The organism is Pontibacter sp. HSC-36F09 (assembly GCF_024171605.1).
Classification (GTDB): Bacteria; Bacteroidota; Bacteroidia; order Cytophagales; family Hymenobacteraceae; genus Pontibacter.
In genome coordinates this window covers 1-12,825 of sequence record NZ_JALKAA010000004.1, presented here as the reverse complement: position 1 = coordinate 12,825, position 12,825 = coordinate 1, and the positions used below count along the sequence as shown (strand labels likewise).

The window sequence follows — 12,825 nt, the reverse complement described above, 5'->3', positions numbered from 1 at the left end:
TTTGTCAAAATATCCTTTGTCAAATAATAATCATGGAACTGACGAAAGAAAATATATTGACCCTATTGGAGGAGGTGAAAGACCCTGAAATACCGGTGTTGTCACTGGTGGATTTGGGAGTAATCACGGTTGTGACTATTTCTGACGAAGGCCACGTGACGGTGAACATGACGCCGACTTTTGCCGGTTGTCCTGCCATGGACTACATGAAAAAGGACGTGGAGCGCACCCTGGATAAGTATGGCATTACCAACCATACCGTGATTATGTCTTTTGACCAGCCCTGGGACAGTAACAAGCTTTCGGAGAAAGGGCGTCAGCACCTAAAGGAATTCGGTTTGGCACCGCCCCCAAAGTATGATTTGATTCTCGATCTGGACATCCTGGAACATGTAAAATGCCCCTACTGCGACAGCGAAAACACAGATTTGCGCACACCTTTCGGCTCAACATTATGCCGCTCCATGCACTACTGCAACGATTGCCGGCAGATGTTTGAGCAGTTCAAGCCGTTGTAATTACATTGAGAAAGAAACAGAAAATCGCCTGTTGGAAACAACGGGCGATTTTTTGTTTGAATCAGGATATTGAGGATTTAAGAGGGCCCCTACCCTCACGGATTTTCAGGATTCCTGTGCACGATTAACATCCCCCTACCCCCTTCAAAGGGGGGGTTTCCCGCCGGTGTCGATTTATAAGTATAAGACGTTGTAGTTACTGTCACAAACCACTGGTAGGTATAACAAAGGTAACTTGCACGCTCACTACGAAGGTATAGCATCCGCCAGGTGCACCAAACGACACTCCACTGTTTGAGCGTTCAGCGAGTTTGGAGGGTCTTGATTTTTTTGCTTACTTTTTTCATCAAGGAAAAAAGTAAGTGCCCGCCGCACAGGCGAAGCTATAAAACAACTCATTATGCTATACCTGCAAAAGCCAGTAGCTACGCCAGCAAGGTATAGGTATACCCCATTTACGCTCCCCTCGCAAAAACAGCAACTGTCTTCCCGCCCAACAACAATTCCAAACTTTCTTCACTTACGCTATACCTCAACTCCGCGTCATTCAACACCCGCAAAAACTGGCTCTCCAACTCCATATCCGGACAAGCCATTCTGGTTGCGGCGATGGGACCGAAATTGATTTTATCACCGATTGGCTCAAGCGTGCCCGTTATTCTGTTGCAGCCTGCTCTTCCAGAAACCCTGCCTTCATCTAAATTTATGTTCAAGGAAGGTTGATTTTGTTCAGCATCTTTGGTCTTAATAGCTTTCCCTTCCAACTCAACCAGATTCCAGGTGCCGTTTAAGCGGGAGTCGCGGAGGTACATGCCGCAGCCTTTGTATTCCATATCGTTTTTCAACACTGTTACAGTATAAGGAAACTCACGGCCAGACATGGTGTTGACGCAGTTCTCTTTCATCAACCGGATTTCCAGGTTTCCCGAAACGGTCTGAACTCTGTAGATCGTCCCCTCCCCTGTCTCAGGCTTCTCAGCGACAGGTATAGGCGTCAGCACGCTGCCATCTTCTTCGTCCAGCAGCCGGAACTCAATCATTTTTTCCAGGTCAATTTCCAGCGACCAGAACGGCTCATTGCCAGCAGCGGCAAAGTCGATACCGCGTTCGTACTTCTCGCGCCACAGGCTTGGGTTGTCCTCCGGTTCATCGGGGCTCCTCCGACGAAGACGATAGGCATCGGCAAGAGGGGATTCAATCTGGTTTCCGTCGCCATCGAGCATCACCAACGCTTCGCCGTCCAGGGCAAACTGGTTGTTACCTGTGCCTTGTTTGTTCAGCTGCACCCTGCCATTGCCTACACCCCAAGTACCCGACTGCACAAAAGGCGTCGCGCTTCGGCCCTGGTACACCATACGCTCGCGGTAACTGCTGTCCGGGTTAATATCCAGGGTATAGCGTATGCCCGGGCAATCGGCACAGGGGATGGTACCAATCCACGTACCCACGGCTGCCCGCGCTACCTCGGCATTCGACAGAGGCGCATCCGATTGCGAAACGGAAGTTGGCGCGGTGGAACAGGCTGTAGCGATGCACAGCAAGAGAATCCCGACGAGAAGCAAGCGATTGAGCAGGTTCATTTTTCTTCGTGAACAGGTATAGGAATCTCTACGATAAAGTTCCTGGTACTGGTAGCCGAGGTTCCAAAAATCGAAACGGGCAGGAAGCTATACCTGCCAAACCGCTGCCAATAACCGAGTATGTATACAAAAGCCCCGCCGCTACCTCTCGGGTAACGGCGGGGCCTTGTGATCAGGTATAGCTATACCTTATATATTGGCCATTTCGCCTTTCACAAAGTCCACCAGACTCTTGATATACGCGGTGCTGAAATCGAATTTGATGCCCGCAGCTTCATACACTTCGCCGATCGTGACGGTATAGCCCAGGCTGAGGGCGCGCTTGTAAGCAGCCAATCCCTCCGAAGGATTTTCTTTGTAGTTCTTCCACACGGCTATCGCTCCTAATTGCGCCATGGCATATTCTACATAGTAGAAAGGCACCTCGTAGATGTGTAGCTGCTTTTGCCAGATGAACGGCTTATACTTCTCGAGCCCGCTCCAGTTCACCTCCAGGTGATTGAAACGCCCGAAAATATTGAGCCACTCCTGATGGCGTTCTTCCTGTTTGTGTTCAGGGTGTTCATATAGCCAGTGCTGAAACTTATCCACGGTAGCTACCCACGGGAAGGTCTCGAGTACGCTCTCCAGGTGCGTGCGCTTGGCTCGGCGCAACTCGTCTTCGTCGCTGAAGAAGGTGTCCCAGTAGTCCATTGAAATCAGCTCCATGGACATAGAAGCTAGCTCGGCCACCTCTGACGGCGGATGTTTAAAAGCGCTTAACGTCAGATCACGCGTCAGGAAAGAATGCACCGCATGGCCGCCTTCGTGCAGCATCGTAATCACGTCGCGCAGACTCGAAGTGGCGTTCATGAAAATAAACGGAACTCCAATCTCGTCCAGCGGATAGTTATACCCGCCCGGGGCCTTCCCCTTTCTCGACTCCAGATCCAGGTGCCCCATTTCACGCATGGTGGCCAGGCAGTCACCCAGGTATGTGTCAAGGTTATAGAATACCTGTATGGTCTTCTCCAAAAGTTCTTCACCTGAATGGAACGGCTCCAACGGGGCTTTTCCGCTCGGGTCCACGTCGAGGTCCCACGGGCGCAGGTCGGCTATACCTAGCTTCTCTTTGCGTTCGTGGTCTATACCTGTCAGCAAAGGCACAATGGTCTCCTCGATGGACTGGTGGAAATCAAAGCAATCCTGCGGGGTATAGTCGAAGCGGCCCATGGCAGCGAACATGTAGTCCCGGAAGTTATCGAAGTCGGCGTTTTTAGCCACCTGCGTGCGGAGCTTCAACAGTTCGTCGAATAGGTCGTCGAGTTTCTGACGGTCCTGCGTGCGGCGCTCCTGTATGGCACGCCATGCATCTTCACGCACGGCACGCTCATTGCGCTTCAGGCGGTCGGCGGCGCGCTGCAGGGTCATTTCCTCCCCGTCCAGCGTCACGGTCATGGCCCCTGTTATGGCGGCGTACTGTTGCTGTTTGGTGCTGATTTCGGTATTGAGCGGAATGTTCTCTTCACGGAAAATCTCCAGCGCACGCTCCACACCGCGCAGGTAGATGCGGTAATTGTCTTTATCAAGCCCGTTCACATAAGGCGAGTGCATCAACTTCAGGTTGAGCTCGTGGTCGTAAGGGGCTATTTGGGGCTCTATCTCTGATACGAAATACTGGAAAGCCTTTGTGATGTCCTCGTTCTGGGTGTCGCAGGTCATGCGGATGTAGCGCCAGCCCAGGTCTTCGGAGAGCACGCTCTCAAGCTCGCTGCGGTCCTTCATCCACTTCTCCAGCTCTTCCACCGAGTTGATGGCACGGCTTTTCAGTTCTTCAAAATATGGCTGTATGGTTTCCCAATTATCTATTTTAAAGTCTTCGGACAGGTAAACCCGCTTCTTTCGTTCGGGTACTTGTATCATAGCTTCTGTTTTACTCATAGATGGTTCTGTAAAGAAGAGGTAATATAGACACTTCTCCTGAAAGTGCAAAAAAAAGCTGCACTATATATGTAAAATATAGTGCAGCTAAACTGATTTATAACAAATATTTTCTATCCTATTTCGATGACCACATTGGAGGTTAACGGATGGCCCACACAGTTGAGTACGTACCCTTCGTCTAGCTCGGCATCTGACAGCCCTTCGCGTTCATCCAGATGCACTTTTCCGCTCAGGCACTTGCCGCGGCAGGCAGTACACAGTCCAGCCTGGCAGGAGTATGGCAGGTCCACGTCCTGGTCCAGGGCAGCTTCCAGTATGGTCTGGTCCGGCTCCACTGTCACGGTGTACTCGGCTCCCTCGTAAATAATGGTCACAGTTTGGGTCGTAATCTCGCCATCATCATCCGAGGAAGACACGTCGCCGTGGTGCTCCTGCTCCTGTTGCTCCACCAGCTTGTTGCTCACAAAACTTTCCCGGAAAATGCGGTCAGCAGGCACGTGGAGCACATTCAGGGCCTTGCGCACCTCCTCCATCATCCCATCAGGGCCGCACATGTAATACAGCGCATCAGTCGTTTTGGACAGTTGCCGACGCTCGAGGATCTTCAGGATCACGCTTTGGTTCATTCGGCCGCGGTAGTCGCAGGACTGCTTGGGCTGGCTGTAAATATACTCCACACGTAGGCGCTCCGGGTTGGCATCCTGCAGCTCCTGTAGCTGCTGCTTGAAGATAACGGAGTCTTCGTCGCGGTTGCCGTACAGCAAGGTCACCTTTGTGTTGGGCTCCTCTCGCAGGGCTGCTCTGAGCATCGACATCAGGGGCGTAATGCCGCTACCGGCCCCGAAAAGGATGATATGACGGCTCTTGTCCGCCTCCGGCACGAGATTAAAATTACCGAGCGGCTCCATTACCTCAATTTCCTGTCCAACTTTCAGATTATCAAGCAAATAATTGGAAACCAGACCACCTTCTACACGTTTAACAGTTACTGAAAGTCTACTGCCCTCGTTCGGGGCGCAACACAGTGAATAAGAACGGCGGACTTTCTTTCCGTCTATCAGAAGGATAAGTGTCAGGAATTGACCTGCCTTGAATGGAATCGGTTTTTTATCGGGATGTTCTAAGTGAATCGTAATCGCATCTGATGTTTCGCGGGTTATTTCCACGACCTTCAGCATGAAATAAGGGCTACTCATATCGTTTTTATACTAGTCTATTAAAGGGAAACATGGTTTCAGACTGAAAGTTACGACAATCTGGCCTGTTCAGTGAAAATTTCAGGTAATTTTTAAAACCGATTTCCTGAATCACGTATTATAACCAAATCATTAACAGAAAGAACGCAGGATGAAAAAAAACTGCACATTTGTAACATAGTACATACAAGTACTGTAGTCGGGTACTAACCAGCCACCGCATTCCGTTCTTTACCATACAATTACTGAAAACACCAATGCTCTACAAACTAACTCTCAAAAACTGTGAAAAAACCGTAATGGTGGACGACCGCACTTACGAGTATATTCAAAACAATGCATACCTGCAGCAAATTGATTTTTTGAAGCACCTGCGCATTCACTCTAACGGTTACGCCTTCTTCCAGAAGAACTGGCCGCTGAAAAACGGCAAGTACCGCAACGAAACCATTTACCTGCACAAAATGATTGGCGAACAGCTGATTGAAAAGCCGGAAAGCAACATCAAGCTTTATGTGCACTTCAAAAACGGCAACAAGCTCGACTGTCGCCTCGAAAACCTGGAGTGGGCTCCCCTCTGCAAGATTGTACGCAACACAGCCAAAACGGAGAACAAACTGGGCGTACGCGGCGTGCACAAGGAGGCTCAGAAATACCGCGCTATCATTCACCATAACAAGCAACGCATCAACCTCGGCACCTTCGACACGCTGCAGGAAGCTGCGCAGGCTTACAGCAAAAAATCCGAAGAGCTTTTTGGCAAGACCAAAAGCCTGAAGACACTCTCCAAGTATGTTGAAGAAGTAGCATAATTCTTCAACATACTTGCCTGGCGGAACATTCCCCGCCTTACTTCTACATGCTGAATACCGAAAAGAAACTTAGCGATATTCTAAGACGGCACACTGTTGCTTTTGGGCCCGTACTCGATGCGGACCTGAACGGCGAGTATGTGTGCCGTCTTGATTTTACGGCAGCCAACCAGCTGCTGCAGCAAACCGACCTGCGCAACACCGAAGCCTTTAATGAGGCCGTGAACCAGCTATTGCAGGAACAGAACGCCAGCATCGGTGTGGGCGGCTATATGGAAAACCGGTTCATCTACCGTCGCAGCCAGCACTTCGACGTGGCCGAAGAGAGCCGCGACCTGCACTTAGGTATAGATGTTTGGCTGCCTGCGGGCACAGCCGTGTTAGCCCCGCTCGACGGCAAAGTGCACAGCTTTGCCGACAACGCCAACTTCGGCGACTATGGTCCTACCATCATCCTGGAACATGAACTCGAAGGAGTGACGTTCTATACCTTGTATGGTCACCTGAGCAGTGCTTGTTTGGAAGGACTGTCGGTTGGCAAGGAAATCCGGAAAGGCGACAAGATTGCCGAAGTGGGTCCGTTCCCGGTGAACGGCGACTGGCCGCCGCACCTGCACTTTCAGGTGATGTGCTCGATGGATGGGAGAAATGGAGATTATCCGGGTGTGGCGCGACTGTCGGAACAAGCTGTATATGAAGGCCTTTGCCCGAATCCAAACCTGATTCTGAAATGCCGCCACTTGGCTTAGTTTTGCCTTTACTGTAGAAATTGACCAAATTTGAACTCTGGTACCCGCTCATAGGTGCCAGAGTTTTGCTTTTAACACAAACCAGACCTATATGTCTAACCTTTTTAATTTTGAAACTTACAGTGCCACTATCACCAATTTTGTGATGGTGTATGGTATGCGTTTGGTAGTGGCTGTTATCACTCTGTTAGTTGGCCTTTGGGTTATCAACTGGCTCAACCGCCTGGTGTATAATTTAATGGTGAAGAAGGATGTGGATGTATCGCTGCGCCCGTTCCTGAAAAGTGTCATGGCCGTTGCCCTACGCGTGCTGCTGATTATTCTGGTGATTGCGCAACTGGGCGTCGAGATGACCTCGTTCATTGCCATACTCGGCTCGGCCGGTCTTGCCATTGGTCTGGCCTTGCAGGGTAGTCTTGCCAACTTTGCGGGCGGGGTGCTCATTCTGACCATCAAGCCTTTCCGCGTGGGCGACTACATCGAAGCGCAGGGGCAGGGCGGCACTGTAGACATGATCAATATCTTCAACACGGTGTTGAAAACGCCTGATAACAAGACGATTTTTATACCTAACGGTCCGCTGGCCAACAGTGTGGTGGTGAACTATACCATCGAGAAAACCCGCCGCGTGGAATTTAATTTTGCCGTATCGGTAAACAACGACATAGGTAAGGTGCGTCAGCTTTTGCAGAATCTGATACAAGCCGACAACCGTGTATTGCCTGACCCAGCGCCAGCCATTGTGGTAACCAATTTTGCCGAGCACTCCCTCACCTTGAGCGTGAGAGTTTGGGTCGAAAAAGAGAATTACTGGGCTTTCTTCTGGGACATGAACGAACACGCCAAGTCAGCTTTTGAAGAGCAAGGTATACAGATGCCGGTGCCAAGAAGAGAGATGGTAGGTGGTGCAAGTAATGGGCAAGCACCGAATGCGGTACAGCAGGTATAGGTTAGTGGAAAAGGAAACGGCAGCTCAGGTATGGGCTGCCGTTTTTATTTCACAGTTAATGTCAAAAATAATCTAAAACCAGTAGTTACTCCAACAATCAATTCAACCGATATGTATCATGTGTAATTATGTCGATTGTAATAATGTCACCCTTTCTATAATTTTTATCTAGAAACCAGTTTTTTAAATTCTTATTCCCATGCACTCTTGGTTGTCCATTTTGGTTCGCAAATAAGAATCGACCTTGAAAACAATATTGACTATCATGTCCTAAATATATATTTACGGGCATAGGTTCTTCTGGTAAAAAATTTAGGTCCTTTTTCGAAAAATTAAAAAAACCATTCTTCAAGTATTCTGACCCTAATTTGATTTTAACTGTTTTCAGTATACCTATGATTGGTGGAGTAGTTTCTAAAATCACATTGTCATCTTCTTGCGGCAATTCTTGTACTTTTATCCTGTTGTTACCCCTATAATTCCATTGAGGGCGAATAGCTGCAATTAAGTTATCTTCTAATCCTGCAGAAAGACTAACCTTATAATTTTTAAACATAAGGTTTGCCTTATCCAATAAGACAAATATTTGCACAACTCTATCTGCTTTTAATTTATTTATAATTTCATTCTTAACTCGAATATTAGTTCGTTGCGAAACCGCGGCATTTTTATAGCCATTCATACGACTTCTTAAAGTGCTTGCAGTCTTTCCAATATACATTACCTGTTCATCAACAATAAAAGCGTATAGTAAATCTTTCTCACTCAGACATTCTGAAATAGAATGATTAATCCCATCATTATAATACCATTCACCTACCTTAAAAAACTAAGCTCAATTAAACTTTTCATGTAAAATCATAATTAGATGAAAATGAACTAAGTTACTTAAATAAGGTCTAATCACCCCCTAATCAAACTTAATCGCCCGAACAGGCTTAATGCGGGCCACCATGGCGGCAGGTATAAGAATGGCGAGCATGGTCATCACAAGCGTGATCACGTTGAGGGCGATGATGATAGGAAAATTCCAGCTGATAGGAACGGTGTCCATGTAGTAGTTTTCGGGGTCGAGGGGGATAACCTGGAAAAAGTACTGGATGGCACAGAAGCCCAGGCCGATGACGTTGCCCCACAGCATCCCTTTGAGCGTCAGGTTGAGACCGCGGAAGTAAAAGATCTTCCGTATCTGGGCGTCGGTGGCACCGATGGCTTTGAGAACGCCAATCATGCTGATGCGCTCGATGATCATGATGAACACCGTGGACACCATGTTGAAGGTCGCCACAAAGATGATCAGCACCAGAAAGATGATCACGTTCTTGCGCAAAAGTTGCAGCCAGTCGAAGAGTTGGGCATGCCGGTCGGTTATTTTCTCGAGCTGCAGGTCGTAGTTCATCTGGTCGAACACCTGGTCGGCCACCTGATCTATCTGGTTGAAGTCCTTGAGCAAAATTTCCACGCCGCCCACCAGGGTATCGGGCCAGTTGTTTAGCTCGCGGATCAGTTGCAGGTCACCGATGACAAATACCTCGTCAAACTCTTCCAAACCGGTGTTGAACACACCCACCACCTTCAGTTTTCGGGCCCGCGGCGGATTCTGGATGAAGTAAAAGATCGCCTCGTCCCCTACCTTTAGCCTGAGTTTGTTCGCTATTTTACGACTGAGCATGACATCTTTGGAAGAGGCCGTGTCCGAAAATGTCACCAAGCCGCCCTCGTCTAAGTTGGCCTGCATGGCGCTCAGGTCGTAGTCTTCGCCCACGCCCTTCATCACCACGCCCAGTACCTCGTCCTCAGTCTTGATGATAGCAGTTTTGCGGGCGAAGCCCTGAATGTGCTGTATACCTGCTATTTCCTCGGTGCTATTTATACCTGTGGCCGTGCTGATGGGAGCGCCTTCGAAGGAATTGTTGGTGTCGTACTTACTGATTTGCAAGTGCGACCCGAAGCTGAAAATCTTATTTCTTATCTCATCACGGAAGCCCTCCAGAATTGCAAACGACACAATCATAATGGCAATGCCTGCAGCTATGCTTATAATTGCTATTTTTGTCACAGACGTGGTGAAAGAACCAGCCTGTACTTCGGAAATCTTATCAGATATGAATTTGGATACGTTCACTCGCTTGCGTCTAAACTGCCTTAAAGATAGGTATGAATTTTGACTTAGAACCTGTTAAAGTTTCGTTTTTGTAAGCGAATCTCCAAACCCGACCTTGAAAAACCAACACTGATGACACAACCATTTGCTATACTTTGCAGCGCCCTGTTGCTGAGCTTCAACAGCTGCACCCCGAAACAGGCACCTGCCACTACCGCCGAGCAAAACGCCCCGGTTACCGAAGAAACCACCCAAGCCCCTGCTCAGAAACCGCTGGTCCTGGGAGCCGAGCAGCTCGACCGCTACCTGAAGCTTCTCGAAGGCAAGCGTGTGGGTATGGTCGTGAACCAGACCTCTGTAATTAGCAAAACCCACCTTGTGGATACGCTGATCAGTCGCGGTGTGGAAGTGACCACCATCTTTGCCCCTGAGCATGGTTTCCGTGGCGAGGCCGACGCTGGTGCGCACATCAAGGACGCGAAAGACACTAAAACGGGCCTACCAATCATTTCGCTTTACGGCAGCAACAAGAAGCCTTCGAAAGCCCAAATGCAAAACCTCGACGTACTCGTGTTCGACATTCAGGACGTAGGCACGCGCTTCTATACCTACATCAGCACCATGCACTACGCCATGGAAGCCTGTGCTGAAAACGGCAAAAAGATGCTCGTGCTGGATCGCCCCAACCCGAACGGTCACTACGTGGACGGTCCGGTGCTGGAGATGGAGCACAAGTCCTTCGTGGGCATGCACCCGATTCCGATTGTGCACGGCCTTACGGTGGGCGAACTGGCCGAGATGATCAACGGCGAGAAATGGCTGGAGGGCGAGAGAAGCTGCGACCTGACCGTAATCAAGATGGAGAACTACGACCACACGATGGCCTACGAGTTGCCGGTGCGTCCTTCGCCGAACCTGCCAAACCCACAGTCCATTGCGCTATACCCGTCCATCTGTTTCTTTGAAGGAACAAACGTGAGCGTAGGACGTGGCACACCTACTCCTTTCCAGGTGATTGGCTCGCCTTTCTACCAGAAGAAGGACTACTCCTTTACGCCTGTCAGCACCCCGGGCGCTACTGACCCGCCGCACAAAGGCGTGAAGTGCTACGGCATGGATCTGACTGACCCGTCTTTTGCGCAGCCGTTTACGCTGAAGTACCTGTTGGAGATGTACAACAACTCGACGAACAAGGAGAAATTCTTCAACAACTTCTTCGAGAAACTGGCGGGCACCTCGGAACTGCGCAAGCAAGTGATTGCCGGCAAGACCGAAACCGAGATCAGAGCCAGTTGGGAGCCAAACTTGTCGGACTACAAAGTGCTGCGCAAAAACTATTTGCTATACCCTGATTTTGAATAGATACATGCAGGACTTACGAATCGTGTTCATGGGCACGCCCGACTTTGCGGTGCCTACCCTGCAAGCACTCGTCGAACATCATTATAAGGTAGTAGCTGTGGTCACGGCACCTGACAAACCGGCGGGTCGCGGCCAGAAGATACAGCAATCGCCTGTGAAGGAGTACGCTGTATCGCAAGGTATACCGGTGCTGCAGCCGACCAACCTGAAGTCAGAGGCTTTTCTGGAAGAGTTGCGCAGCTACCAGGCGAACCTGCAGATCATCGTGGCCTTCCGGATGCTCCCGGAAGTGGTCTGGGCAATGCCCGAGCTGGGCTCTTTCAACATACACGGTTCCTTGCTGCCGCAATACCGCGGTGCGGCGCCTATCAACTGGGCCATCATCAACGGTGAGAAAGAAACAGGCGTTACTTCCTTTTTTCTCAAGCACGAAATCGACACCGGTGACCTGATTTTCCAGGACAGAATACCGATTCTTGAGGAGGATGATTTCGGCAGCCTATACGAAAAGCTAAAGCACACAGGAGCTGAGTTGGCCGTGCGCACGGTACAGGCCATTGAGCGCGGTGAAGTGCAACCTCAGCCGCAGCAAATTACTGCTGAGACGAAGCATGCGCCAAAGATTTTCAAGGAAACCTGCGAAATCAACTGGAATCAGCCTGCCCGTCAGGTACGAGATTTTATACGCGGCCTATCCCCCTACCCGGCCGCCTGGGCCCGCTTCGATGGGAAGACGTTTAAGATTTTCAAGACGGAAGTGCTCGAGAACACTGCTTATACCGTAGCGCCAGGCCAGCTTCAAACCGACAACAAAACCTACCTGCACGTGCAGACTTCCGCCGGCGCTCTCTCGATTCTGGACCTGCAAATGGAAGGCAAAAAGCGCATGCCCGTGCAGGATTTGTTAAGGGGGTATAAATTTGAGGTATAGGGAAGGCAAGTTTAGGTATAGCAAAGGTTACAGGTATCATGACTACCTAACTTTATGCTTGCCAATAGGCACATTCTCTAAGCACACATTAACACATTAAAAAGCACATTAACCTATGATTGCCATCGTCGTCGCCATAGCCCAGAACAACGTTATCGGAAAGGATAACCAGTTGATCTGGCATCTACCTGCCGACCTGCGCCACTTTAAGCAAAAAACCATGGGCCATCCCATGATCATGGGCCGCAAGACGTTTGAATCTATCGGCAAGCCCCTCCCAGGCCGCACAACCATCATCGTTACGCGGCAAGAGGATTATAAGGCAGAAGGCTGCATCGTGGTGAACTCGGTGGAAGAAGCAATTGCGAAAGGCAAAGAACTGGACAGCGAGCAAGTGAGCATTGTCGGCGGCGCTGAAATTTACAAGCAAGCCTTATCTTTTGTGGATACGATCTACCTGACCAAAGTGCATCATGACTTTGATGGCGATACTTTTTTCCCGGAGCTGAAGGAAGAAGAATGGCTGTTGGTTAGCGTTGAAGGTCACGAGCCGGACGAGAAGAACAAATATGCCTATACCTTTAAAGAGCTGCGCCGCAAGGTATAGCCGCAAGGTATAGCCGCAAGGTATAGCCGCAAGGTATAGCCGCAAGGTATAGCCGCAAGGTATAGCCGCAAGGTATAGCCGCAAGGTATAGCCG

Annotated in this window: 12 protein-coding genes; 7 read left to right on the top strand and 5 right to left on the bottom strand. The window is 49.7% G+C overall.

Going from position 1 to position 12,825, the window contains the following annotated elements; translation table 11 throughout:
- The first annotated feature begins 32 nt into the window (after positions 1–32).
- Entirely contained in the window at positions 33–518 is a 486-nt protein-coding gene (gene paaD / locus L1278_RS12995; protein ID WP_253405099.1) for a 1,2-phenylacetyl-CoA epoxidase subunit PaaD, read from the top strand.
- A gap of 455 nt (positions 519–973) precedes the next feature.
- On the opposite strand, the gene L1278_RS12990 is transcribed toward paaD, so the two are convergent.
- The 3 genes from L1278_RS12990 to L1278_RS12980 form a co-directional block, all read right to left on the bottom strand.
- On the bottom strand, positions 974–2,098 hold the full coding sequence (locus L1278_RS12990) for an META domain-containing protein (RefSeq protein WP_253405088.1): 1,125 nt from the start codon (positions 2,096–2,098) through the stop codon (positions 974–976).
- 189 nt (positions 2,099–2,287) lie between these two features.
- Positions 2,288–4,000 (bottom strand): M3 family oligoendopeptidase, encoded by a 1,713-nt coding sequence (locus tag L1278_RS12985; RefSeq protein ID WP_253405086.1) that lies wholly within the window; start codon positions 3,998–4,000, stop codon positions 2,288–2,290.
- A gap of 131 nt (positions 4,001–4,131) precedes the next feature.
- Entirely contained in the window at positions 4,132–5,217 is a 1,086-nt protein-coding gene (locus L1278_RS12980; protein WP_253405079.1) for a ferredoxin--NADP reductase, read from the bottom strand.
- 257 nt (positions 5,218–5,474) lie between these two features.
- Here L1278_RS12980 and L1278_RS12975 point away from each other — a divergent pair, with 257 nt between their 5' ends.
- The 3 genes from L1278_RS12975 to L1278_RS12965 all read left to right on the top strand — a co-directional run bounded on the left by L1278_RS12975 (position 5,475) and on the right by L1278_RS12965 (position 7,727).
- Positions 5,475–6,029 carry an HNH endonuclease gene (locus tag L1278_RS12975; protein ID WP_253405077.1) on the top strand — a complete coding sequence of 185 codons (555 nt, stop codon included), beginning with the start codon at positions 5,475–5,477 and terminating at the stop codon, positions 6,027–6,029.
- A 47-nt stretch (positions 6,030–6,076) separates the two neighbouring features.
- Complete coding sequence (locus tag L1278_RS12970; protein ID WP_253405075.1) at positions 6,077–6,778, top strand: peptidoglycan DD-metalloendopeptidase family protein; 702 nt, start codon at positions 6,077–6,079, stop codon at positions 6,776–6,778.
- A gap of 91 nt (positions 6,779–6,869) precedes the next feature.
- Complete coding sequence (locus tag L1278_RS12965) at positions 6,870–7,727, top strand: mechanosensitive ion channel family protein (protein WP_253405073.1); 858 nt, start codon at positions 6,870–6,872, stop codon at positions 7,725–7,727.
- Positions 7,728–7,824: 97 nt separating this feature from the next.
- Here L1278_RS12965 and L1278_RS12960 read toward each other — a convergent pair whose 3' ends face one another.
- Both L1278_RS12960 and L1278_RS19680 read right to left on the bottom strand, forming a co-directional pair.
- On the bottom strand, positions 7,825–8,409 hold the full coding sequence (locus L1278_RS12960; RefSeq protein WP_253405068.1) for a hypothetical protein: 585 nt from the start codon (positions 8,407–8,409) through the stop codon (positions 7,825–7,827).
- Positions 8,410–8,637: 228 nt separating this feature from the next.
- Positions 8,638–9,852 carry an FtsX-like permease family protein gene (locus tag L1278_RS19680; protein ID WP_253405066.1) on the bottom strand — a complete coding sequence of 405 codons (1,215 nt, stop codon included), beginning with the start codon at positions 9,850–9,852 and terminating at the stop codon, positions 8,638–8,640.
- 111 nt (positions 9,853–9,963) lie between these two features.
- On the opposite strand from L1278_RS19680, the gene L1278_RS12950 reads away from it, so the two are divergent.
- From L1278_RS12950 to L1278_RS12940, 3 genes are all read left to right on the top strand, one after another.
- Positions 9,964–11,193, top strand: coding sequence for an exo-beta-N-acetylmuramidase NamZ domain-containing protein (locus L1278_RS12950; RefSeq protein WP_253405064.1), 1,230 nt, complete (start codon positions 9,964–9,966; stop codon positions 11,191–11,193).
- Positions 11,194–11,197: 4 nt separating this feature from the next.
- The gene (gene fmt, locus L1278_RS12945) at positions 11,198–12,124 is read left to right on the top strand and encodes a methionyl-tRNA formyltransferase (protein ID WP_253405062.1); all 927 of its coding nucleotides are present in this window, start codon (positions 11,198–11,200) and stop codon (positions 12,122–12,124) included.
- A gap of 115 nt (positions 12,125–12,239) precedes the next feature.
- Positions 12,240–12,731: a dihydrofolate reductase gene (locus L1278_RS12940; RefSeq protein ID WP_253405060.1), complete on the top strand. Its 492-nt coding sequence runs from the start codon at positions 12,240–12,242 to the stop codon at positions 12,729–12,731.
- Positions 12,732–12,825: the final 94 nt, after the last annotated feature.